1 protein-coding gene is annotated in these 1,099 nt (G+C 62.1%); it reads right to left on the bottom strand.

From position 1 onward, the window contains the following. Positions 1-979: glycosyltransferase family 1 protein (locus DVU99_RS19990; RefSeq protein ID WP_198670403.1), on the bottom strand; the 979-nt coding region annotated here is incomplete at its 3' end. Between the last annotated feature and the right edge of the window lie 120 nt (positions 980-1,099).

Here is a 1,099-nt window from a genome sequence, read left to right as displayed (position 1 = left end):
TCGCTTCCAGCGCAGGCAGACCAAAGCCCTCCTGCAGCGACGGGAAGGCGTAGAGACGGCAATCGCTGTAGAGCGCGGCAAGGTCCCTGTCGGAAACATAGCCCAACAGGACACACTGGTCCTCCCGCAGCCCCAATTGACTGCGCAGCGCCTCGATCTGCTTGCGCTCCATGGCCGGGGGGGAGCCCACTATCAGCAATTGATGCGAATCGCGCACGGCTTGCGGCAGGGCTGCATAGGCGCGGATGAGGCTGAGGATGTTCTTCCTGGAGTCGAAGCCGCCCGCATACATCAGATAGGGGCGATGGATTCCGTAGCGGCCATACAGCGCCAGGCGCCGTTCGTCGGTGAGCGAGACTGGCTGAAATACGTCATCGCAGGCACCGCGGATATTGACGATGCGATCGGCCTCGATGCCAAGCAGGTCCACGCCCTCGCCCTTGGTGAACGCCGATATGGCCAGCAACAGCTCGGCCCGCTTGAGCTGCTCAAGCCTGCGCATGTACCAGTCGCGGACGGCCGGCTGGGCAAGATAGACATCCGATTGCGCCAGCGGGATGAGGTCATAGAGCGTCACCGCGGTCGGCAGGCCTTCGGCAGACGATCCGACGACATTGGTGACATCGCTGTCCGATCCTTCGAACACAGACGTGATATGGACGAAGTCCGGCCGGAACTCGCGCATGGCCTGGCGAAACAGCTCCCCTGCCGCCTGGCTGCGCGGTGCTCCGCCATGAAACGCCTCGGCGATCTTCGCCACGGAAGCCCAGCTGCGAATGCGATCTGCGGGCAACAGCTCGGTGAACGCCGCACGCATGGGCTCCACGGAATCGGCTATAGCGGCATTGAGTGCAATCACGCACTCGTGGTTACCGGCGTTGCGAACCATCGCCTGCGCAAGCGCCAGCGAATAGCGACCAATTCCCCTGATTCGGTTGCCTGACGACTGGCAGGCCTGAAGATCAATTACCAGACGCACCTGTGGCCCCTTGCAACACGTGATGCACTGCCATGATCAGGCGACCTGCCTGACCAACTCAAAACCAATCAGCTCAAGCTGGGACTGGCCCGATGACCACACGCGGATTTCCAGATCCTT

Origin of the sequence: Dyella sp. C9 (assembly GCF_003332825.1) — a bacterium.
Lineage (GTDB): Bacteria > Pseudomonadota > Gammaproteobacteria > Xanthomonadales > Rhodanobacteraceae > Dyella.
Note: the sequence above shows the minus strand (reverse complement) of the source record. Positions and strands in the feature narration are given on the sequence as shown.